20 protein-coding genes are annotated in these 19884 nt (G+C 71.2%); 4 read left to right on the top strand and 16 right to left on the bottom strand.

Annotated elements, in window-relative coordinates; all coding sequences use genetic code 11:
* Nucleotides 1-126 precede the first annotated feature (126 nt).
* The 10 genes from hslU to E2170_RS09040 form a co-directional block, all read right to left on the bottom strand.
* Nucleotides 127-1524: an ATP-dependent protease ATPase subunit HslU gene (gene hslU, locus E2170_RS09080; protein ID WP_243708131.1), complete on the bottom strand. Its 1398-nt coding sequence runs from the start codon at nucleotides 1522-1524 to the stop codon at nucleotides 127-129.
* Between the two features lie 2 nt (nucleotides 1525-1526).
* Nucleotides 1527-2078 carry an ATP-dependent protease subunit HslV gene (hslV, locus tag E2170_RS09075; protein WP_133000350.1) on the bottom strand — a complete coding sequence of 184 codons (552 nt, stop codon included), beginning with the start codon at nucleotides 2076-2078 and terminating at the stop codon, nucleotides 1527-1529.
* Between the two features lie 57 nt (nucleotides 2079-2135).
* Nucleotides 2136-3038, bottom strand: a complete 903-nt coding sequence (xerC, locus tag E2170_RS09070) for a tyrosine recombinase XerC (RefSeq protein ID WP_133000349.1) — start codon at nucleotides 3036-3038, stop codon at nucleotides 2136-2138.
* A gap of 77 nt (nucleotides 3039-3115) precedes the next feature.
* A complete protein-coding gene (locus E2170_RS09065; protein ID WP_133000348.1) occupies nucleotides 3116-3796 on the bottom strand; it encodes a DUF484 family protein in 681 nt (226 codons plus the stop codon).
* Complete coding sequence (dapF, locus tag E2170_RS09060) at nucleotides 3793-4665, bottom strand: diaminopimelate epimerase (RefSeq protein WP_133000347.1); 873 nt, start codon at nucleotides 4663-4665, stop codon at nucleotides 3793-3795. The genes E2170_RS09065 and dapF overlap by 4 nt, the downstream gene beginning before the upstream one ends.
* A complete protein-coding gene (lptM, locus tag E2170_RS13820; RefSeq protein WP_165942209.1) occupies nucleotides 4652-4930 on the bottom strand; it encodes an LPS translocon maturation chaperone LptM in 279 nt (92 codons plus the stop codon). Before lptM ends, dapF begins: the two co-directional genes overlap by 14 nt.
* Nucleotides 4931-4939: 9 nt before the next feature.
* The gene (locus E2170_RS09055) at nucleotides 4940-5362 is read right to left on the bottom strand and encodes a YbaN family protein (RefSeq protein ID WP_243708130.1); all 423 of its coding nucleotides are present in this window, start codon (nucleotides 5360-5362) and stop codon (nucleotides 4940-4942) included.
* Between the two features lie 52 nt (nucleotides 5363-5414).
* Nucleotides 5415-7601 carry a S9 family peptidase gene (locus E2170_RS09050; protein WP_133000345.1) on the bottom strand — a complete coding sequence of 729 codons (2187 nt, stop codon included), beginning with the start codon at nucleotides 7599-7601 and terminating at the stop codon, nucleotides 5415-5417.
* A gap of 57 nt (nucleotides 7602-7658) precedes the next feature.
* A complete protein-coding gene (locus tag E2170_RS09045; RefSeq protein ID WP_133000344.1) occupies nucleotides 7659-9791 on the bottom strand; it encodes a prolyl oligopeptidase family serine peptidase in 2133 nt (710 codons plus the stop codon).
* Nucleotides 9792-9866: 75 nt separating this feature from the next.
* Nucleotides 9867-10130 carry a hypothetical protein gene (locus tag E2170_RS09040; protein WP_133000343.1) on the bottom strand — a complete coding sequence of 88 codons (264 nt, stop codon included), beginning with the start codon at nucleotides 10128-10130 and terminating at the stop codon, nucleotides 9867-9869.
* A gap of 117 nt (nucleotides 10131-10247) precedes the next feature.
* Here E2170_RS09040 and E2170_RS09035 point away from each other — a divergent pair, with 117 nt between their 5' ends.
* The gene (locus tag E2170_RS09035) at nucleotides 10248-10880 is read left to right on the top strand and encodes a lipocalin family protein (RefSeq protein ID WP_133000342.1); all 633 of its coding nucleotides are present in this window, start codon (nucleotides 10248-10250) and stop codon (nucleotides 10878-10880) included.
* Nucleotides 10881-10890: 10 nt separating this feature from the next.
* Here the strand turns inward: E2170_RS09035 and E2170_RS09030 are convergent, their stop codons facing one another.
* Both E2170_RS09030 and E2170_RS09025 read right to left on the bottom strand, forming a co-directional pair.
* The gene (locus tag E2170_RS09030) at nucleotides 10891-11859 is read right to left on the bottom strand and encodes a helix-turn-helix transcriptional regulator (protein ID WP_133000341.1); all 969 of its coding nucleotides are present in this window, start codon (nucleotides 11857-11859) and stop codon (nucleotides 10891-10893) included.
* 14 nt (nucleotides 11860-11873) lie between these two features.
* Nucleotides 11874-13262 (bottom strand): FAD/NAD(P)-binding protein, encoded by a 1389-nt coding sequence (locus tag E2170_RS09025; protein ID WP_133000340.1) that lies wholly within the window; start codon nucleotides 13260-13262, stop codon nucleotides 11874-11876.
* Between the two features lie 191 nt (nucleotides 13263-13453).
* On the opposite strand from E2170_RS09025, the gene E2170_RS09020 reads away from it, so the two are divergent.
* The 3 genes from E2170_RS09020 to E2170_RS09010 all read left to right on the top strand — a co-directional run bounded on the left by E2170_RS09020 (nucleotide 13454) and on the right by E2170_RS09010 (nucleotide 16325).
* Nucleotides 13454-15286, top strand: coding sequence for an SLC13 family permease (locus tag E2170_RS09020; protein WP_133000339.1), 1833 nt, complete (start codon nucleotides 13454-13456; stop codon nucleotides 15284-15286).
* 1 nt (nucleotide 15287) lies between these two features.
* Nucleotides 15288-15512 carry a hypothetical protein gene (locus E2170_RS09015; protein WP_133000338.1) on the top strand — a complete coding sequence of 75 codons (225 nt, stop codon included), beginning with the start codon at nucleotides 15288-15290 and terminating at the stop codon, nucleotides 15510-15512.
* Between the two features lie 132 nt (nucleotides 15513-15644).
* The gene (locus tag E2170_RS09010) at nucleotides 15645-16325 is read left to right on the top strand and encodes a DUF481 domain-containing protein (RefSeq protein ID WP_133000337.1); all 681 of its coding nucleotides are present in this window, start codon (nucleotides 15645-15647) and stop codon (nucleotides 16323-16325) included.
* Between the two features lie 10 nt (nucleotides 16326-16335).
* Here the strand turns inward: E2170_RS09010 and hemC are convergent, their stop codons facing one another.
* From hemC to E2170_RS08990, 4 genes are all read right to left on the bottom strand, one after another.
* Nucleotides 16336-17247: a hydroxymethylbilane synthase gene (gene hemC / locus E2170_RS09005; RefSeq protein WP_133000336.1), complete on the bottom strand. Its 912-nt coding sequence runs from the start codon at nucleotides 17245-17247 to the stop codon at nucleotides 16336-16338.
* Between the two features lie 24 nt (nucleotides 17248-17271).
* Nucleotides 17272-17994: a LytR/AlgR family response regulator transcription factor gene (locus E2170_RS09000; RefSeq protein WP_133000335.1), complete on the bottom strand. Its 723-nt coding sequence runs from the start codon at nucleotides 17992-17994 to the stop codon at nucleotides 17272-17274.
* Between the two features lie 85 nt (nucleotides 17995-18079).
* Nucleotides 18080-18748: an alpha/beta hydrolase gene (locus E2170_RS08995; protein WP_133000334.1), complete on the bottom strand. Its 669-nt coding sequence runs from the start codon at nucleotides 18746-18748 to the stop codon at nucleotides 18080-18082.
* Between the two features lie 58 nt (nucleotides 18749-18806).
* The gene (locus E2170_RS08990) at nucleotides 18807-19838 is read right to left on the bottom strand and encodes an energy transducer TonB (protein ID WP_133000333.1); all 1032 of its coding nucleotides are present in this window, start codon (nucleotides 19836-19838) and stop codon (nucleotides 18807-18809) included.
* Between the last annotated feature and the right edge of the window lie 46 nt (nucleotides 19839-19884).

Raw genomic sequence — 19884 nt, 5'->3', positions numbered from 1 at the left:
AGAACGACAGGAGTCACCCAGTCTGCCAGCCCACAAGCAACAGAAACGTAATGGGCATGCCACCGTGTTCCCCCGCGAATCGGGGAAGGGCCGGGAGTCGGGAGAGTCGGGAAGATCGTGGCGGAGTCAGAGGATGTAGCGGCTCAGATCCTGATCCTGCACCAGTCCGCCCAGCTGCTCGTCGACGTAGGCACGATCGATGGCCACCTGCCCGCCGCGGTCCGGCGCCTCGAAGCTCAGGCTGTCCAGAAGCCGTTCGAGCACGGTGTGCAGGCGACGGGCGCCGATGTTCTCCTGACGCTCGTTCACGTCCGCGGCGATCTCGGCCAGCCGGTCCACGGCATCGTCGGTGAACGCCAGCTCCAGGCCCTCGGTCTTCATCAGCTCAACGTACTGCCTGGTCAGCGCGGCCTTCGGCTCGGTCAGGATGCGCACGAAATCATCCTTCGACAGCGCCGAAAGCTCCACGCGGATCGGGAAGCGGCCCTGCATCTCCGGGATCAGGTCGCTGGGCTTGGCCAGGTGGAAGGCGCCGGAGGCGATGAACAGGATGTGGTCGGTCTTCACCGGGCCGTACTTGGTGCTGACGGTGGAGCCCTCCACCAGCGGCAGCAGGTCGCGCTGCACGCCTTCGCGGCTGACGTCGGCGCCCATGCCTTCGCTGCGCTTGGCGACCTTGTCGATCTCGTCGATGAAGACGATGCCGTGCTGCTCGCAGGCCTCGATCGCGGCGGCGCGCACTTCGTCCTCGTTGACCAGCTTGCCGGCCTCTTCCTCGATGAGCAGCGGGCGCGCGGCGCGGATCGCCAGCGTGCGCTTCTGGGTCTTGCCGCCGCCGAGGTTGGCGAACATCTGCCGCAGCTGCTGGCCCATTTCCTCCATGCCCGGCGGGGTCATGATGTCGACGCCGGCACCGGCGGCGAGGTCGAGTTCGATTTCGCGGTCGTCAAGGTCCCCGGCGCGCAGCTGGCGGCGCAGCTTCTGCCGCGTCTCCGATTCCTGCGACGAGGGCTCGGCGCCGATGTCCACCGTGGTGCTGCCCTGCGCCGCGGCGCCGAAGCCGAACCCGGGCGCGGTGCCCTGCCGCTTCGGCAGCAGCGCGTCGAGGATGCGGTCTTCGGCGCGGTCCTCGGCCTGGGTGCGCATCTTCTGCTTGGCCTGTTCGCGGTAGAGCTTGACCGCGGTGTCGGCGAGGTCGCGGATGATCTGCTCGACGTCCTTGCCGACGTAGCCGACCTCGGTGAAGCGCGTGGCCTCAACCTTCACGAAGGGCGCGTTGGCCAGCGTCGCCAGGCGGCGCGCGATCTCGGTCTTGCCGACGCCGGTCGGGCCGATCATCAGGATGTTCTTCGGCATCACCTCGTTGCGCAGCTCGTCGCCGAGCTGGGCGCGGCGCCAGCGGTTGCGCAGCGCGATCGCGACCGCGCGCTTGGCCTGCTGCTGGCCGATGATGTGGCGGTCGAGCTCCTGCACGATCTCGCGCGGGGTCATGGTGGCGTGGGAGGTATCGATCTTCATGGCCATGCTCAGAGTTCCTCCACCACGACGTTGCGGTTGGTGTAGATGCAGACGTCGCCGGCGATGTTGAGCGCCTCCACGGCGATCGCGCGCGCGTCCATGGTGGTGTGCGCCAGCAGCGCGCGCGCGGCGGACAGGGCGTAGGGGCCGCCGGAGCCGATCGCGACCAGGCCGTCCTCGGGCTCGATCACGTCGCCCGTGCCGCTGATGATCAGCGAGGTGTCCTTGTCGGCCACCGCGAGCAGGGCCTCGAGCTTCCCGAAGCGGCGCTCGGTGCGCCAGTCCTTGGCGAGTTCGACCGCGGCGCGGGTGAGCTGGCCGTGCTTCTCGAGCTTGGATTCGAAGAGTTCGAACAGGGTGAACGCGTCCGCGGCGGCACCGGCGAAGCCGGCCAGGATCTGGCCGTCCTTGCCGAGTCGACGCACCTTGCGCGCGTTGGCCTTCATCACCGTGTGGCCGAGGGTCACCTGGCCGTCGCCGGCGATGGCGACGCGGCCCTCGCGGCGCACCGAAACGATGGTGGTGGCGTGGAATACGTGGGGGTTCTGGCTGGGGTCCATGCGGGCCTCCGGGGGCTGAATCCCACACGTGGGGACAGGCCGCGGTGGCTTCAAGCGCTACTTCCGCCGCTTCGCCCGCGGGTGTGCGTCGTCGTACACCTTGGCCAGGTGCTGGAAATCCAGGTGCGTGTAGATCTGGGTGGTGGCGATGTCGGCGTGCCCCAGCAGCTCCTGCACCCCGCGCAGGTCACCGGAGGATTCGAGCACGTGGCTGGCGAAGGAATGCCGCAGCAGGTGCGGGTGCACGCGCTTGAACAGACCCTGGCGCTTGGCCAGTTCGCGCAGCCGCACCTGCACCGCGCGCGCGCTGATCGGCGCGCCGCCGCGACCAGGGAACACCGGCGCATCCGCCGATGCCGGCGCAGTCTCGCCCGTGCCGACACTCTCCGCGCGCCACTCGGCCAGCGCCTTGCAGGCATGCGAACCCACCGGCACCGTGCGCTGCCGACTGCCCTTGCCGAGCACGGTCACCAGCCCCTGCGCCAGGTCCAGGTCGCGCCAGCGCAGCAGGCGCAGCTCCGACAGGCGCAGGCCCGAGGAATAGAACAGCTCCAGCAGCGCGCGGTCACGCAGGCCCAGCGGGGCCTCGGTGGGCACTTCCACCAGGGCCATCGCCTCGTCCACGTCCAGCACCTGCGGCAGCTTGCGCGGCGCCCGCGGGGCGCGCACCCCGGCGGCGGGGTTGGCCACGACGCGGCCGTGCTTCAGCAGCCACTGGTAGAAGCTGCGGCAGCCCGACAGCCGCCGCTGCAGGCTCTTGGGCGACAGGCCACGGCGATGTTCCGCGGCGACGAAGCCGCGGATCGCGGCGCTGTCCAGCGCCAGCAGGTCACCTCGCCCCTGCGCCGCCGCCCATCCCACCAGCGCTTCCAGGTCGCGGCGGTAGGCATCCAGCGTATGCCCCGACATCCGCCGCTCGACCTCGAGGTGCGACAGGTACTCCCCGACCGCGGGATGCATCCCGCTCCCGGTCGAGTCCCTCGCCTGCCCCACCCCCATCGCAGCCGCCTCCTTCGTGCCTTCGCGGCTTCGCGGGATCAGGCCTGGTCCCGATGCCGCCGCAGCGCCACCGAGAACGCCTCGCCCATCATGCGCAGGAACAGCGTGCCCATGCCCGGATAGAAGCGGTTCGGATCACGACTGCCCACCGCCACCAGTCCCACGCCCTCGACCGGCAGCAGCGCGGTGGAGGCCGCTTCGTCCACCCGCGCGGCGTACAGCAGGGCCTGCTTGTCCGGATGCAACCGCCCGCACAGCGGTTCGCCGTCGCGGATGCAGTCGGCGAAGGGCTGCAGGCTGCGGTCGTCGCGGGGAATGACCTGCAGCCATTCCTCATCGGACAGGCCCGGCAGCGGTTCGAACAGCACGACGCGCACCAGGTCGCCGCTGAAGTCCTCGGCCAGCGTGGCCACCATCGCGCGGACCACGCCGGCGGGACTCTCCGGGCGCATCAGCGCCAGGGTCAGCTGGTGGGTGCGCACGGCCAGGCGCTCGTTCTCCTGCGATACCGCGTACAGGTCCTGCAGGCGGCGCGAGAGCTCGCGGTTCTTGTCGCGCAGCACTTCCAACTGGTAGCTGGCCAGCGAGGCGGCCGGGCCGTCCTCGCGCGGGACCACCAGGCTGAGCGCGAGGTCCGGGAACTGCTGCAGGAAGCCGGGGTGGCGGCGCAGCCAGGCCGCGACCTCGTGGGCGCCGAGCTTTTCGACGGTGTCGTTCATGCGTTGAATTCCCCTTCGTAGACGAATGCCGCCGGACCGGCCATGTACAGACTGCCGTCGGCGCCAAGATGGATGCGGAGCGTGCCGCCAGGCAGTTCGACATCGACGCCCTTGGCGGCATCGACGCGCCCGCGCCGCGCGAGCACCGCCACCGCGGCGCAGGCGCCGCTGCCACAGGCCAGCGTTTCACCGACGCCGCGCTCGTACACGCGCAGGCGGATGCGGCCGCGGTCGAGCACCCGGGCGAAGCCGACGTTGCACTGCTGCGGGAAGACCGGGTGCTGCTGCAGCGCCGCGCCAAGCTCCGTCACCGGCGCGGCGTCGATGTCATCGACCTCGATCACCGCATGCGGATTGCCCATCGAGACCGCGCCCAGGCGCAGCCTGCGGCCGACGACCTCGATGGCGTAGTCGTCGGCGTCCCCGCCGACGCCGGCCAGCGGGATCTCCGCCGGCGCGAACACCGGCGCGCCCATTTCGATCTCGAAACCGGCGTCGCCGAGCTCACGCACGCGGTGGCTGGCCACGGGGCTGTCGAGCACGAAGTCGCCGGACGCCGCGCCGTCGCGCACCAGCCAGGCGGCGACGCAGCGCGCGCCGTTGCCGCACTGCTGCGAGGGCGATCCGTCGGCGTTCCAGATGCCGTAGGACGCCACGGCGCCTTCGCTGCACGGCGCGGCGATGGTCAGCACCTGGTCGCAACCGACGCCACGGTGGCGGTCGGCCAGCAGCCGGCACAAGGCGGCGTCCGGCGGCGGCGCGCCGCCGCGAAGGTCGAGCACCACGAAATCGTTGCCGGCGCCGTGCATCTTGCTGAAGCGCAGCCCGGCGCGGGCGGCGGCGGTGGCCACGGGATCAGGCGTCGCCATCACCGTCGTCGCCGGCGGGCGGCACCGGGTCTTCGGCCGGATCGTCGCCTTCGTCGTCGATGTCGGTGTCGTCCGCATCGGTGTCGACACCGGTGGCATCGAGCGCTTCGCCCTCGCCGTCCTGGTCGTAATCGTCCGTCTGCTCGGCCGGCCATTCATCGTCGTCCGGGGCCGGCGGCGGGAGCAGCGGGCCCTTGTTGCCGCAGGCGGACAGGGCCAGCGCGGAGACCAGCAGGGCGAGGGGCAGCAGTGCGCGGATGTTCATGGCCGCAGTCTAGCGCGGCGGCGGTTCCGGCCGCATCCACAGCCAAACATTGACCACGGCCATGCAGGCGATCGGCAGCGCCACCGCCCACCAGCGCTGGTAGGCGGTGAACCAGGCCAGTACCAGCAGCACCACCGCGGACGCGGCCATGGCGCCGGTGGCCATCCACTTCGAGCGCCGGGTGACCGCGCCGTGCTCGTGCCAGTCGCGGATCATCGGCCCGAAGCCCGGGTGCGCCAGCAGCCAGGCGTGCAGGCGCTCGGAGCCCTGTGCCGCGGCCCAGGCCGAAAGCAGGATGAAAGGCACCGTCGGCAGACCGGGCAGCACCACGCCCAGCAGGCCGAGGCCCAGCGCGACGTAGGCCAGCAGCCACCAGGCCCAGCGGAAACGCGAGCGCGGGCGGGAAGCCGGATCCCGGGGAGCGTCGTTCATGGACGGCATGATGCCGCGCGCGGCGGGCGGCTGTCGCCCGCCGCGCACGGACTCAGCGCGCTTCGGGCGCCTCGGCGGCGTCGACGCCCAGCTGGTCGAGCATGAAGGCATACATTTCCGCCAGCTCGCGGTAGCGGCGGAAGCGCCCGGACTTGCCGCCGTGGCCGGCATCCATGTTGGTGCGGAACAGCACGGTCGCGTCCGACGTGTTCAGGTCGCGCAGGCGGGCGACGTACTTCGCCGGCTCCCAGTACTGCACCTGCGAATCCCACAGGCCGGTGCCGATGAACATGGCCGGATAGGCCTTCGCTTCCAGGTTGTCGTAGGGCGAGTAGCCCAGCATGTACTCGTAGTCGCCCTTGCGCTCCGGGTTGCCCCACTCGTCGTACTCGTTGGTGGTCAGCGGGATGGTCGGGTCGAGCATGGTGGTCACCACGTCCACGAACGGCACCTGCGACAGGATCAGGCGGTACTTCTCCGGCGCCATGTTCGAGATCGCGCCCATCAGCAGGCCGCCGGCGCTGCCGCCGTAAGCTGCGACGCGATCCTTCGCCGCCCAGCCCTCGGCCACCAGGTGGTCGGTGACGTCGATGAAGTCGGTGAAGGTGTTGACCTTGTTGCGCAGCTTGCCGTCGTCGTACCACTGGCGGCCCATCTCCTGGCCACCGCGGATGTGGGCGATGGCGTAGACCATGCCGCGGTCGAGCAGGCTGGTGGTGGTCAGGCTGTAGCCTGGGTCCATCGACATGCCGTAGCTGCCGTAGGCGTACTGCAGCAGGGCGGCGCTGCCGTCCTTTTCGAAGCCCTTGCGGTAGACCAGCGACACCGGGATGCGGGTGCCGTCGCGGGCGGTGGCCCAAGTGCGCTCGGTGGCGTACTTCGAGGGGTCGTAGCCGATCACCGGCTGCTGCTTGAGCAGGCGGCGCTCGCCGGTGGCGACGTTGAGCTCGTAGGTGGTGCCCGGCGTGGTCATCGAGGTGTAGCCGTAGCGCAGCCACTGCGTGTCGGGCTCGGCGTTGACCGACAGGCCCATCGAGTACGCGGGCTCGTCGGCGGCCACGTACTCCTCTTCGCCATCGGGCTTGAGCAGGCGGATGCGCTCCAGCGCGTTGGAGCGCTCGGCGATCGCGGTGAAGCCGTCGAACAGCTCGTAGCCTTCCAGCAGCACGTCGTCGCGGTGCGCGATCCACTCCTTCCACTCCGCGCGCGAGGTCGCGGCGGTCGGCGCGGTGGCCAGGCGGTAGTTCGGCGCCTTGTTGCCGGCGGCGTCCGGGGCGTTGGTGAGGATCACCCAGCGGCCGTCGAAGTGGTCCGCGTCGTATTCGACGTCGCGCTCGCGCGGGGCGAGCACGGTGAACTCGCCCGGGTCGGCGGCCGGGGTGCAGCGCAGCTCGCTGGACACCGTGCTTTCCACGCCGATGCAGATGAAGCGGTCGTCGCGGGTGCGCGAGACGCCCATGTAGAAGCTGTCGTCCTTCTCCTCGTACACCAGCACGTCGTCGGCGACCCGGGTGCCGAGCACGTGCTTCTTCACGCGCACGGTGAGCAGGGTCTCCGGGTCGTTCTCGACGTAGAAGAGCGTCCTGTTGTCATCGGCCCAGACCATGTCCGCGGACAGGCCTGGGATCGATTCGGGGAAGTCCTTGCCGGTCTCGAGGTCGCGGAAGCGGATCGTGTACTGGCGGCGGCCGACGCTGTCGTCGGCCCAGGCCAGGATGCGGTTGTCGGGGCTGACCTCGTAGACGCCGACGCTGAAGTAGTCCTTGCCCTCGGCCATGGCGTTGACGTCGAGCAGCACCTGCTCGGCGGCGAAGTCGCCGGCCTCGTTCAGGCGCATGATCTCCGCCGCGCCCAGGCCTTCGGCGTCCTGGCGGCGCGCATGCACCGGATAGTCCTTGCCGGTCTCGTAGCGCGAGTAGTACCACCAGCCGCGCTCGCGGAAGGGCACGCTGGCGTCGTCCTGCTTGATGCGACCGACGAACTCGTCGTACAGCCGGTCCTCGACCGGCTTGAGCGGCGCCACCACCGCGTCCACGTAGGCGTTCTCGGCTTCGAGGTAGGCCAGCATGGCCTTGTCCTCGCGCTTGTCGTCGCGCAGCCAGTAGTACTCGTCCTGGCGCACGGCGCCGTGCGGGGCGCGGACTTCGTGGGCGCGCTTCTCGACGTCGGGCGGCGTGGGCGTGGCGGCGTGGCTGGTGGCGGTCATGAGCAGCAGGCTGGTGAGTGCGAGGGTCTTCATGGATGGGGCTTCCGGGGTTGCAATGCAACGGGGCGCCCGCAGGCGCCCCGTCGGTCCTTATTCGGCGTCGTTGCCGAGCTGTTGCCAGAGAAAAGTGAGGTAGAGCGCGTCCATGTGCGCCTGCTGGCGGTTGTTGGCCGCGCCGCCGTGCCCGCCCTCGATGTTCTCGTAGTAGCGCACGTCCTTGCCGGCCGCGGTCATCAGCGCGTGCATCTTGCGCGCATGGCCGGGGTGGACGCGGTCGTCGCGGGTCGAGGTCAGGATCAGGGTCGGCGGATAGTCCTTGTCCGCGTCGAACAGGTGGTAGGGCGAGAAGGTCTTGATGAATTCCCACTCCTCGGGCTTGTCCGGGTTGCCGTACTCGGCCATCCACGAGGCGCCGGCCAGCAGCTTGTGGTAGCGCTGCATGTCCAGCAGCGGCACTGCGATCACCACCGCGCCGAACAGCTCCGGATACTGGGTGAGCATGTTGCCGGTGAGCAGGCCGCCGTTGCTGCCGCCGCGGATGCCGAGGTGCTGCGGCGAGGTGATCCTGCGGTCGATCAGGTCCTGCGCGACCGCGGCGAAGTCCTCGTAGGCCTTGTGGCGGTTGGCCTTGAGCGCGGCCTGGTGCCAGCGCGGACCGTACTCGCCGCCGCCGCGGATGTTGGCGACCGCATAGGTGCCGCCCTTCTCCAGCCAGCCCTTGCCGACGCCGCCGGAGTAGCCCGGCGTCAGCGAGATCTCGAAGCCGCCGTAGCCGTACAGCAGGGTCGGATTGCTGCCGTCGGCCTTCGCGCCCTTCGGATGCACCAGGAAGTACGGCACGCGGGTGCCGTCCTTCGAGGTGGCGAAGTGCTGCTCGACCTCGTGCTTCGAAGCGTCGAAGAACGCCGGCTGGGTCTTCAGCACCTCGGGCGCGGCCGCGCCGGGTGCGGCGCTGGCGAGCATCAGCGTGGTCGGGGTCAGGTAGTCGGTGACCGTCATCCACAGCGCGTCGGACTCGTCGCTGTCCACGGCGCCGGCGCTGACGGTGCCGAACTCGGGCACGCCGGCCAGCTCGCTGCGAGTCCAGCCGTCCGCGCCCGGCGTGAGCACGGTCAGGCGGTTCTTGACGTCCTCCAGCACGTTGAGCACGAGGTGGTTCTTCGTGAACGAGGAGCCCGCCAGGGAGGTGGTGTCGGTCGGCTCGAACAGCACTTCGAACTCGCGCTTGCCGGCCATGAAGTCGTCGAACTTCGCGACCAGCAGCGAGCCGGCCTTGTACGACTTTCCGCCGACGTCCCACGGCTCGCGCAGCTCGAGGCCCAGCCACTCGCGCTGCACCGACTTCTGTGCCGAGTTCGGCACGTCGACCTTGGTCAGCGAGCCGTCGGCGTTACGCAGGTAGAGCTCGTCGTTGTAGAAGGCGATGGTGCGGGTGACGAAGTCGCGCTCGAAGCCCGGCGTGTGGTCATGGCCGGCGGCGATGTACATGTCGTCCGGCGTGCCCTCGTACACCACGCCGGCTTCGGACATGGGCGTGCCACGCTTCCATTCCTTGACGATGCGCGGGTAGCCGGAGCTGGTCAGGCTGCCGTCGCCGAAGTCGGTGTAGACGTAGACCGTGTCCTGGTCGATCCACTGCAGGCCACCCTTGGCCTCCGGGCGGAAGAAGCCGCCCTCGACCCACTGCTTCGTCGACAGGTCGAACTCGCGGGTGACGTCGGCGTCGGCGCCGCCGCGCGACAGCGCGACCAGGCAGCGGGTGTACTCGGGGCGCAGGCAGTTGGCGCCATGCCAGACCCAGTTCTCGCCCTCGGCCTTGTTCAGCGCGTCGAGGTCGAGCACGGTCTCCCACTTCGGCTGCGGCTTGCGGTATTCCTCGAGCGTGGTGCGGCGCCAGATGCCGCGCTCGTGGTTCCGGTCGCGCCAGAAGTTGTAGTACCAGTCGCCCTGCTTGTAGACGCCGGGGATCTTGTCGTCGGAGTCGTAGATGGCCAGCAGGTCGGCTTCCAGCGCCTTGAAGCCGGCGGTGTCGGCCAGTTCGGCCTCGGCCTTAGCGTTCTGCTCGCGGACCCAGGCGAGCTGCTTCTCGCCCTCGACGTCCTCGAGCCACTGGTGCGGATCGGTCACTTCGGCGCGCTCCTGTTCGGCATGATCCTGTGCGGTCACGCCGAAGGAGGCGACGGCCAAGGCGGCGAACAGGCAGGCATGGGGCAGCTTGGACATGCGGCAGGCTCCGGCGGGTGGGCCGGCAACGCTAGCACAGGCCGCGGCCCCGGGCCCCGGGCCGAAGGTCGTGCCTCAGCGCCCGCCAGTGCCGCGGCGGGCCACCGCCAGGGCCAGCCAGGCCGTGGCCGGCAGGCCCGCCAGCCACAGCGGCAGCCAGCCGAAAGTGGCGCTGGCCCCGCGTGCCTGCGGCAGCGAAAGCATGGCCACCGCGGCCAGGAACATCATCGCCAGCACCGCGCGCCCGGCCCAGTCCGCGCCTTGGCGGGTGGCGTGGGGTCGTACGGCGGCACGGCTCGAAAACCGGGACTGGGACAGGTCGCTGTGGCGTGGTGTCATGATGGCTCTCCAGAATGTAAAGCCAGCCTGCAGGCGGACCATCTCAGGGGCTGCGACCGCGTTGACGCCGCCTTCGCCGCTCCGCTGTCAGGCTGACGCGGCACCACGGACCACGCGATGACCCAGCACTCCCGAAGCGCCACCGCCAGGCCCCCGACCTTCCTCCGCGCACTCTGCAGCCTCGCGTTGGGCCTGCTGCTGGTGGGCTGCGCCTCGGCCGGTGGCGCGCGCGCTGACGGGCACGAGGAGCAGGCCGACATGCCGTCGCTCGAAGCCCTGATGGGCGACTGGCACGTCGCCGCTCGCGTGCCCTGGTTCGGCGAACGCGGCCGCGTGGCCGCGCGCTTCAGCGTCGCCGCCGACGACGGCGACGCCACCCGGATCACCATCACCCGCCGCTGGCGCGACGGCTTCGGCGAACCGCTGGAATCCGACCAGACCACCGCACGGCGCGACGGTCCCAGCGGCCGCTTCTGGAAGCTGCGGGCCTGGCGCGTGCTGCCCGCGCGTCTGCGCGTGCTGGAGGCTGCCGAAGACGGCAGCTGGCTGCTGCTGGACTCCGCCGATCACGACCATGCCTGGATCCTGACCCGCGCCGAAGTGGTCGGGGACGACGCCTACCTCGAACTCGAACGCCGCATCCGTGGCCACGGCGTCAACACCGACAAGCTGCGCCGCGTGCCCCAGGTCCCGGAGCAGGAAGGCCGGCTGGGCTTCGAACCGGCGGCGGTTCCCACGCCCGGCCGCTGACCCCGCGGTCTCAGCGCGCGTAGTTCGACAGCGCCAGTTCCAGCAGGGTCCTCGCCTGCTCGCGCAGGGACTGCGGTTCGACGATCTCGGCGTCGCTGCCGTAGTGCAGCACGTCCATCAGCAGCTCGCGCGCGGCGCTGTAGGGGACTTTCAGTTCGTAGCGGCCGTCGGCCAGGTGCCGGCCCTGCTGCTGCGAGTGCCAGTGCTCGTCGGCCACCCAGCGCGCGGCCTTGGCGCTGAACACGATCGTGGCCACGCCCTTGGGCGTGCCGGAGAAGATGCCGTAGCTGCCGCCCAGGTGGCGGTCGAGCTCGCTTTCGTCGACGTCGATCGCGGCCTCGTCCAGGCTGCGCGCGTGCGCGATGCGGTCCACCGAGAAGCTGCGCAGGCCCTCGCGCTCGTGGTCCCAGGCGTCGAGGTACCAGTTGTCGCGGTAGTGGGTGATGCGCTGCGGCGACACCGTGCGCCGGGTCTTCTCGTCGGTGGAGCGCGCGCGGTATTCGAAGGCCAGGCGCTTGCGCCCCAGCACCGCCGAGCACACCGTGCGGAAGGCGTGTTCGTCCAGGCGCCGGGTGCGGTGCGGGATCACGCGCACGCGCTCCATCGGCCAGGGCTTGCCGCTGGCATGCTCGCTGAGCAGCTTCTCGATGCGCGACTGCAGCGGCGCCAGCGCCGCCGACAGCACGCCGCCGCCGCTGCGCGACAGCAGCTGCTGGGCGGCAAGCAGGGCGTGCAGCTCTTCCGAACTCAGCCACAGGCCGGGCAGCTCGAAGCGGCCGCTTTCATCGGGGTCGTAGCGGATGCCGGCCTCGCCGTCGCCGACGATCGGTGCCATCAGCGCGTCGCGCAGGAAGGCGACGTCGCGGTAGACGGTGGCGCGCGAGCAGCCCAGTTCGTCCTGCAACCGGGCCACGGTGACCGGGTAGCGCGAGGTGCTCAGGATGCGGTGCAGCGAAAGGATGCGCTCGTATCGGTCCATGGCGGGATTATGGCTCAGCCGGCCGCGTCCAGGTGTGCGCGCACGGCCGCGGCCACGCGCTGCGCCTGGCCGCGCAGTTCCGGCATGGCGATGCTTTCCCAGAGGTCGCCCACGCGCAGCGCGCCGAGGGTCCACAGGCCGACCACGGGCCTGCCATCGGCGCCGAGCGGGACGCCCTCGCCGGCGGTCGCCGCGCCGATGCGGTGCGGGCCCGGGCGCAGCAGCCCGCGTGTGCACAGCCGTGCCAGCAAACCCGCCCCGCCCTCGATCCGCTGGTCCATGCCCAGCGCATTGACCAGCACGTCGGCCTCGAACCGGGCGACGTCGGCGCCGCCGCGGGGACGCCAGACGATGGTCATCCGCGGGCCGGGCCCGACCGCGAGCAGGCGGCCCGCCAGCCGCTCGAGCTGTCCGGAGGCGGTAGCCTCGTCGAGCTGCCGCGCGATCTCCGGCGCGATGCGGTGACGATGCACGTCCCAGTGGCGCACCACATGGCGCAGGAAGCGGCGCTGGCCGGCGTCGTCGAGGCTGGTCCACAGCGCCTGCACGTGCGGCCGCAGCGCGTCCAGGACCGCCTGCCAGGGCCTGCCCTGCGCCTGTTCCCGCGCCGCCAGCGCGCGCATCGCGCGCACCCGCGCGGCCAGGTCCATCGCCAGCAGCCCGGCAAGGTCGACGTCGGCCGGCGGTGCCGGCGCCGCGTGCGGCAGCGGCAGCAGGCCACGCCGGGACAGCGAGGTGATCCGGCCGCGATGGCCGTTCGCGCGCAGGGTCAGCACCACGTCGACCATGCTCAGTCCGGCGCCGAGGATGCAGACGTCGGCATCGGGCGCGATCGCGGCGACGGCGGGATAGTCCCAGGCCTCGATGGCGGCCACGCCCGCGTCGGCGTCACCTTCCAGCCGCGGCAGGCGCGCGGGGCGGTTGCCTATCGCCAGCACTACCGCCCGCGCATGCAGCCGCTCGCCCGAAGCGAGTTCCACTTCGAACCCACCGGCGACCGGCACGACGTCCTCCGCGGCACCAGCGATCCTGCGCAGCCGCGCCTGCCCCGGGCGCGAATCGAGCAGATCGCCCAGGTAGCGCGCATAGTCCCTGCGCGGCATGAAGCGCGCACCGATCGCGGCCGGGTCCTCCGCGGCGTACTCGGGCAACGTGCGCAGGAAGCGGACGAAATCCCCGGGGCTGTCATCCAGCGCGCTCATGCCGGCGGCACGCACGTTCAACAGGTGCTCGCCGTGCCGGGTCGAATACGCAACGCCTTCGGCCATCGCCGGCCGCGACTCGACCAGGGCCACGTGGAGCGGGGACGCGTCGTCGCCGACCAGATGCGCCGCCACGAGCGTGCCGCTCGCGCCGGCGCCAATGACGACGGCGTCGAACCGGGAAGCATCTGGGCTGGACAAGCGGTTCCCCCACGGTGCCGGAAAGCGGCAAGTATCCCACCGCCCCGCGGCACGCAGCCACCGCCGCGGCCACGGCGGACGACCCCGCGGCCGCGCGCGCCTTCATCCCGCCTCCCCGGCCAGCGGATATCCTGTGCGTCTTCCTGCCGCCGCCTGCAGGGCGGAAGCGCAAGCCTGGGGATGTTTACCGGATGGACCTGCCACTGGAGCTGTTGACCACCGTCGCCGTGATGCTGGTGGCGGTCTACCTGTTCATCACCGAGAAGTTCCGCGTCGACGTGGTCGCGCTGCTGGTGATGACCGCGCTGCTGGTGCTGGGCGTGATCTCCCTGCCCGAGGCGCTGTCGGGCTTCAGCAACCAGGCCACGGTGATGGTGGCCTGCATGTTCGTGCTCAGCGGCGCGCTCAAGGCCAATGGCGCGCTGGTCGCGATCGGCGAACTGCTCTCGCGCATCCGCTGGCGCTGGCTGTTCCTGCTGGTGATGCTGTGCCTGGTGGTGAGCGTGGCCGCCTTCATCAACAACACCGCGACCGTGGCCGTGTTCCTGCCCCTGGTGCTGATGGCCACCGCGGCCAACGGCTGGGCGCCGTCGAAGTTCCTGATCCCGCTGTCCTACATCTCGCAGACCGCGGGCGTGTGCACCCTGATCGGCACCTCGACCAACCTGCTGGTCGATTCGATGGCGCGGGATTCGGCAGGCGTGGGCTTCACCATCTTCGAGTTCGCGCCGCTGGGCATCATCTTCGTCGGCATCTGCGCGGTCTACCTGCTGACCGTGGGCTGGCTGGTCCTGCCCGATCGCGGCACCCCGGACGCCGACCGCGACGAGCACGTGGGCCGCTTCGTCGCCGAGCTGATGGTGCCGGCGGATTCCCCGCTGGTCGGCAACGCGCCGCGCCAGGCGCTGCCCGACAGCATCGACGACGTCGACCTGCTGGAGGTGCTGCGCCGGGGCGCACCGGTGCATGGCGCCGAAGCCAGCGTGGAAGCCGGCGACCGCGTGCTGCTGCGCGGCGACTGGCCGCGGATCGAAGCCGCGCGCAAGGCGCTGAAACTGCGGTTCGACCAGCGCTCCAGGGCGCCCGCGCGCGCGTCGGCGAATGGCGACGGGGACCGGGGCGACAAGGAAAAGGACAAGGACAAGGACGCCCCGCGCAGCGACGAGCGCCTGCACGTCGAGGCGATGGTCGCGCCGGGCTCGCACCTGATCGGCCGCACCCTGTTCGGCATGCGCTTCGCCCACACCTACCGCGCCAGCGTGCACGGCATCCATCGCCGGCAGCTCGCGATCCGGGTGCCGCTGGACCGGGTGCCGCTGTCGGTCGGCGACGTGCTGCTGCTCGACGCACCGGCCGACGCCATCGACGACCTGCGCGCCGACCCGGGCATGATCGTGCTCGGCGAGCGCGCGCAGAAGCGGGTCAAGCCGCGCCGGGCGATCGCGTCGGCGGTGATCATGTTCGCAGCCATCGGCATGGCGGCGCTCGGCTGGCTGCCGATCGTGGCCTCGGCCCTGCTCGGCTGCCTGGCGCTGGTGGCGCTGCGCCTGCTGACGCCCGACGAGGCCTACGAATCGATCGACTGGCAGGTGATCCTGCTGCTGGCGGGCATCATCCCGCTGGGCATCGCGCTGCAGAAGACCGGCGGCGCAAGCATGGCGGCCGATGCCCTGCTCAATGTCCTCGGCCCCTACGGCCCGCTGGCCACGCTGGCAGCGATCTACCTGATGACCTCGGCGCTGACCGAGGTGATGAGCAACAACGCCTCGGCGGTGCTGGTGGTGCCGATCGCACTGGCCACCGCGGAATCCATGGGCGTGGACCCCAAGCCGCTGCTGATCGCGGTCGCCTTCGCGGCCTCGACCAGCTTCGCCACCCCGATCAGCTACCAGACCAACACCATGGTCTACACCGCCGGCGGCTACCGCTTCAGCGACTTCGTGAAAGTGGGCATGCCGCTCAACATCATCTTCTGGATCTCGGCGATCATCCTGATCCCGCGCTTCTTCCCCTTCCATCCCTGACATGAAGACCCTGCAGCGGGTCATCGGCATCCTGATGGTGGTCGGCGGAATCGCCGGCGCGGTGGCCTGCACCTGGGCGCTGGTGGATCCATCGATCATGCAGGCCTCCCCGCCGGGCGCCTTCGATCCGCCTTCGCCGCGCTGGCGGGCCGCGTTCGGCCTGGTGTTCTCGATCGCGATGCTGCTGTTCGGCAGCGGCAGGCTGCGCCACCGGCCACTGCCCTAGTCGCGCCGGCCTGGGCGAGGGAAGGTCAGGCGTCGGCGCCTGGTGGCTGAACGAATCTGTGGGCATCGTCTTGGAACGGTGACGAATGCCGCGGATAATGGCCATGTAAACGTTTTCCTGGACCCACCGCACATGCTCGCGGCCCTCTGGCTGGCCCTCGCCGCCCCGCCCGTGTTCATCCAGCCCTTGCCGGAATCGCCCGGCGAGCCGTCGGCTGTCGCGCTGGTGGCCGGCCGCGCCGACCTGCGCCGCCCCTGCTACCACCTGGTCTGCGAGGACGCCGGCTGGCGGGCACCGAACCGGTTCACCCGCATCGGGCAGCCCAAGGCACCCGGCAGCGTGGATCCGCTGGCGAAGGTCCGCCTGCCGGTGATCGCCGCGCGCCACTACCCCCTGTATTCCCCGGCCCGGCGCCGCGACTGGCGGAGCAACCACGGCAGCCACTCGCGCTTCACCACCAGCTTCGGCTACGAGGCCGTGCGCACGCCGGACACCCAGGTCAAACTCGAGTTCGGCACCGGCTACCGCCTGCAGCCCTATGCCGACTACGGCACCGCCAGCGAGGGCCCCATCGCCCGCGGCAGGCTGGAGCTGCGCCAGAGCATCGCCGACCGCGCACTGCTGACCCAGAACCTGCTGGTCGAGACGGGCCGGTTCAACACCACCACCCGGCAGGTGATCGGCCTGGACCTGCAGCTGCAGCCGCAGTGGACGCTGCACTCCAACTTCGAACTGCGCCACGACAGTGCGGGGAATGGTGGAAGCGGCGCCACCGACACCGAAGGCTCGATGCACGTCCGGTACCGGTTCTGACGGACTTTTTCTAAGCAGGCAGGAACTCGCCCGCGCCGCCAGCCATCAGTTTCGCCGCCACCTCGCGCCCCAGCGCTTCCGGGTCCGCCGTGTTGCCGGCGCCTTCCGCCCGCACGGCACGGCCATCGCCGGCTGACCCCACCAGCGCCTGCAGACGCAGCGCCTCGCCGTCCAGCCTTGCGAACGCCGCCACCGGCACGTGGCAGCTGCCGTGCAGCGCCAGGTTCAGGGCGCGCTCGGCGCCGGCGCAGGTGCGCGTGGGTCCGTGGTCGAGCACGCGACACAGGTCCATGGTCGCGGCATCGTCGCCGCGGCACTCGATCGCGATCACGCCCTGCGCCGGTGCCGGCAGCCAGTCCGGCGCATCCAGGCGCGCACGGGTGCGCTCGCCCAGGCCCAGCCGCTCCAGCCCGGCGCAGGCCAGGACGATGGCGTCGTATTCGCCGGTATCCAGCTTGGCCAGGCGAGTGTTGACGTTGCCGCGCAGGTCGCGGATCTCCAGGTCGGGCCGCAGCGCGCGCAGCTGGGCCTGGCGCCGCAGCGACGAGGTGCCGACGCAGGCACCCTGCGGCAACGCGTCGATGCCGGCGAAATGGTTGCTGACGAAGGCATCGGCATGGTCGGCCCGCGCGAGGAAGGCCGGCAGCGCGAACGGCGCATCGACCTCCATCGGCACGTCCTTGAGCGAATGCACGGCGCAGTCGGCCTCGCCACGCAGCATCGCCAGCTCCAGTTCCTTCAGGAACAGGCCCTTGCCGCCGATCGCCGCCAGCGAGCGGTCCAGCACTTCGTCGCCACGGGTCGACATGGGCACGAGCTCCACTTCGAGGCCGGGGTGCGCGGCGCGCAGCAGGGCGGCGACGTGTTCGCTCTGCCAGAGGGCGAGCGGGCTCTTGCGGGTGGCGATGCGAAGGATGGTCATGCGGGACATTATCCCCCGCCACGGTCAGAACAGCCGCAGCGCCTCGCGCAGCGGAGCGACGCAGCGACGGCTGACCTCCAGCGGCTGCGAGCCGTGGCGAAGGATGGCCTGGACGTGTCCTTCCGGGTCGCGTCGCAGCTCCACCAGCTCGTGGCGGGCCACCAGGCAGTTGCGGTGGATGCGCAGGAAACGGTCGCCGAACTCCTCCTCCAGCGACTTCAGCGACTCCTCGATCAGGTCCTCGCCGCGGGCGTGGTGCACCACCACGTACTTCTCCTCCGCCTGCAGGTAGTGCACGTCCTCGATCGGGATCAGGCGCAGGCTGCCGCGCAGGCGCGCGCACAGGTGCTGGCGGCGCGCATCCCCGCCCCGGCTGCGATCAAGCCCGGCGGCGAAGGTGCGCACGCGGTCCAGCGCCGCCTGCAGGCGCTCGGCCCGCACCGGCTTGACCAGGTAGTCCACGGCCGCGGCCTCGAAGGCCGAGAGCGCGTGCTCGTCATAGGCGGTGCAGAACACCACCGCCGGGCGCGGCTCGAAGGCGGCCAGGTGGCGCGCGGCCTCCAGGCCGTCGATCCCGGGCATGGCGATGTCGAGCAGCACCAGGTCGGGCTCGTGCCCGGCGCAGGCCTCCAGCGCGCCGCGGCCGTCCCCGGCCTCGGCCACCACCTCGATGTCGGCATGCGCGGCCAGCAGGCTGCGCAGTCGCTCGCGGGCCAGCGGCTCGTCGTCTGCGATGACCACCTTCATGCGGTCCTCCTCACGCGTCCCAGCGGCAGTCCGGGCTCACCGGGATAGTAGCCCGCGCCCCGGCGACGGTCATGCCCGTCCGGGTTCAACCCGCCGCGAACCGCCGTGACAACCAGTCGCCAAGGTCGCGGATTTCCTCGGCGCAAACCGAATGCGGCATGGGATAGGCGTGCCATTCGACCTCGAAGCCCAGCTCGCGCAGCAGCGCCGCGCTCTGCTGGCCGGCCTGGAAGGGCACCACCGGATCCTGGCTGCCGTGGCCCATGAACACCGGCTGCCGTTCCGCGCCCGCGGCCAGCGCGTCGCGCGCCTTGCCGGCGGAGGGCACGTAGGTGGACAGCGCGACCAGTCCACCCAGCGGATCCGCGCTGCGCAGGCCCGTGGCGAGGGTGACCGCGCCGCCCTGCGAGAAACCCGCCAGCACCACGCGCGACCGCGGCACGCCGCGCTCGACCTCGCGGGCGACCAGCGCCTCGACCTGGGCGATCGACTGCGCCACGCCCGCCTCGTCGGCACGGTTGGCGAGGTCGATGTCGACGATGTCGTACCAGGCGCGCATCGGCACGCCGTTGTTGATCGTCACCGGGCGCACCGGCGCGTGCGGGAACACGAAGCGCAGCGCCGGCCAGTCGCGGCGCAGCAGCTCGGGCACGATCGGCACGAAGTCGCCGCCGTCTGCGCCGAGGCCATGCAGCCAGACGATGCTCCAGGCCGGTGCCGGACCGGTCTCGCGCTCGATGCATTCCAGCAGCATGGCAACCTCGTTGGATCGGGCGCGCCATTATGCATGGCGCGCCGCGCGGGGCCGGCGGCTACTGGCTGAGGGTGAAGCGGACCGTGACCATCGACGCCGTGGCCTGGGCCATGGGCTCGAAGCGGTAGCCGCTCACGGCGGCCAGCGCCGAACGCTCGAACACGCCCGGCGGCGTGGAGCTCACCACGCGCGTGTCTTCGACGCGGCCGTCCGGGCGGATGGTGAAGGCGACCTGCACCGAGCCTTCCATCTTCCGGCTCAGCGCCAGCGGCGGAAAGCGTGGGGCGGGCTGGCGCAGCAGGCGCGGCGTGGCGGCTGGCGCGGCGGTCTCGCGGGCGGCAGCCGCGGTCGGTGTGCGCGCAAACTGCGCCGGGGCCGGCGCGGTCCCGACGGCCTCGGCCTGTGATTGCGGCGGCGGCTGCACGGCGGGCGATTGCGGCCGCGCATCGGCGACTGATGCCGATGTCGGTGACGAGGGCGCAGGCGCAGCTGGCGGCTGCGCGGCGGCCGCCGCGACCTGCGCCGCGGCCACCCGGCCCTGTGCCGCGCTCGCCATCTCCGCGGCGCGCACCTCGGCCTCGGCGCGCTGGCGCTGCGCTTCCTCGGCGGCCAGGCGCACGGCTTCGGCGCGCCCGGATTCGGCCTCGGCGGCTTCGATCGCCATCGCCAAGCGCTGCAGCGCCGGTGCACCGGCGTCGCTGGCGGCGATGAGGCCGTGCAACCGGCGCGCCTCTTCGAAGTCATGCCGCGCGATGGCCTGCTCGCAGCCGATCAGCAGGTAGGGCTGCAGTTCGACGATCGCACTGGCGACCGCCGCGTTGCCGGGGTCGCGGTCGCGCGCCTGGAGCCAGTATTCGATCGCGCTGTCGCCGGCCGGCGCATAGAGGCGGCCTTCGCGCAGCGCGCGCGCAGCGGCTTCGTCCAGGCCGCTGCCCGCCTGCTTCGAAGCACCGCTGCCCTCCGCATCGCCGGCCGACGCGACGACCTGCGTGGATGCAGCGTCCGCCTCCACGGCCGACGGCGCCCGCGGCTGGCAGGCGGATGCGAGAAGGGCCGCGGCAAGCGCCGCGACCATCGAGTGAAGCCTCATGTCCTAGCCCCCGTGGCTGTCGGGGGCGAATGCTGCCGCGCCTCGA

Origin of the sequence: Luteimonas arsenica (genome assembly GCF_004352825.1) — a bacterium.
Taxonomy (GTDB): domain Bacteria; phylum Pseudomonadota; class Gammaproteobacteria; order Xanthomonadales; family Xanthomonadaceae; genus Luteimonas; species Luteimonas arsenica.
The sequence above is the reverse complement of the archived record's forward strand: the minus strand, read 5'-3'. Positions and strand labels throughout refer to the sequence as shown.

Coding starts and splice junctions, on each gene's coding strand:
- E2170_RS09040 (WP_133000343.1), bottom strand. CDS start 10,130: ATGACACCACGCCACAGCGACCTGTCCCAGTCCCGGTTTTCGAGCCGT.
- hslU (WP_243708131.1), bottom strand. CDS start 1,524: ATGGCCATGAAGATCGATACCTCCCACGCCACCATGACCCCGCGCGAG.
- E2170_RS09010 (WP_133000337.1), top strand. CDS start 15,645: ATGCTCGCGGCCCTCTGGCTGGCCCTCGCCGCCCCGCCCGTGTTCATC.
- E2170_RS09065 (WP_133000348.1), bottom strand. CDS start 3,796: ATGAACGACACCGTCGAAAAGCTCGGCGCCCACGAGGTCGCGGCCTGG.
- E2170_RS09045 (WP_133000344.1), bottom strand. CDS start 9,791: ATGTCCAAGCTGCCCCATGCCTGCCTGTTCGCCGCCTTGGCCGTCGCC.
- dapF (WP_133000347.1), bottom strand. CDS start 4,665: ATGGCGACGCCTGATCCCGTGGCCACCGCCGCCGCCCGCGCCGGGCTG.
- E2170_RS09020 (WP_133000339.1), top strand. CDS start 13,454: ATGGACCTGCCACTGGAGCTGTTGACCACCGTCGCCGTGATGCTGGTG.
- E2170_RS09035 (WP_133000342.1), top strand. CDS start 10,248: ATGACCCAGCACTCCCGAAGCGCCACCGCCAGGCCCCCGACCTTCCTC.
- E2170_RS08995 (WP_133000334.1), bottom strand. CDS start 18,748: ATGCTGCTGGAATGCATCGAGCGCGAGACCGGTCCGGCACCGGCCTGG.
- E2170_RS09030 (WP_133000341.1), bottom strand. CDS start 11,859: ATGGACCGATACGAGCGCATCCTTTCGCTGCACCGCATCCTGAGCACC.
- E2170_RS09050 (WP_133000345.1), bottom strand. CDS start 7,601: ATGAAGACCCTCGCACTCACCAGCCTGCTGCTCATGACCGCCACCAGC.
- E2170_RS09055 (WP_243708130.1), bottom strand. CDS start 5,362: ATGAACGACGCTCCCCGGGATCCGGCTTCCCGCCCGCGCTCGCGTTTC.
- hslV (WP_133000350.1), bottom strand. CDS start 2,078: ATGGACCCCAGCCAGAACCCCCACGTATTCCACGCCACCACCATCGTT.
- hemC (WP_133000336.1), bottom strand. CDS start 17,247: ATGACCATCCTTCGCATCGCCACCCGCAAGAGCCCGCTCGCCCTCTGG.
- E2170_RS09000 (WP_133000335.1), bottom strand. CDS start 17,994: ATGAAGGTGGTCATCGCAGACGACGAGCCGCTGGCCCGCGAGCGACTG.
- E2170_RS09015 (WP_133000338.1), top strand. CDS start 15,288: ATGAAGACCCTGCAGCGGGTCATCGGCATCCTGATGGTGGTCGGCGGA.
- xerC (WP_133000349.1), bottom strand. CDS start 3,038: ATGCATCCCGCGGTCGGGGAGTACCTGTCGCACCTCGAGGTCGAGCGG.
- lptM (WP_165942209.1), bottom strand. CDS start 4,930: ATGAACATCCGCGCACTGCTGCCCCTCGCCCTGCTGGTCTCCGCGCTG.
- E2170_RS08990 (WP_133000333.1), bottom strand. CDS start 19,838: ATGAGGCTTCACTCGATGGTCGCGGCGCTTGCCGCGGCCCTTCTCGCA.